This window comes from Mesorhizobium sp. M7A.F.Ca.MR.362.00.0.0 (assembly GCF_004023175.1).
Taxonomy (GTDB): Bacteria; Pseudomonadota; Alphaproteobacteria; order Rhizobiales; family Rhizobiaceae; genus Mesorhizobium.
The window spans coordinates 1-287 of sequence record NZ_RZTF01001004.1; the positions used below are offsets into that span (position 1 = coordinate 1).

1 protein-coding gene is annotated in these 287 nt (G+C 43.2%); it reads right to left on the reverse strand.

Features of this window, described 5'->3' with window-relative positions; all coding sequences use genetic code 11:
• Nucleotides 1–287: molybdopterin-dependent oxidoreductase (locus tag EOC06_RS38880; RefSeq protein WP_164899083.1), on the reverse strand; the 287-nt coding region annotated here is incomplete at both ends.

Here is a 287-nt window from a genome sequence, read left to right on the forward strand (position 1 = left end):
ATAATCACGTTCTACCAGTGTAAAGTTTGGCATGGTCTTGCCAGGGATTGCATCGATTTCGCCTTTTTTCCAATCCTTCACTAATCCATATGGCTGCGCTATTTCCGAAGGTGCATCATGGTTGAGCGGAACGGACACTACATCAATCTCAGGAGCATCAAACTGGGACTGAGCCATTTCTGTAAAAGATTTCGCAAGTCCCTTAAATATGTTCCAGTCTGATTTAGACTCCCAGACAGGATCAACTGCTTTATTAAAGGGATGAACGAATGGATGCATATCTGTAC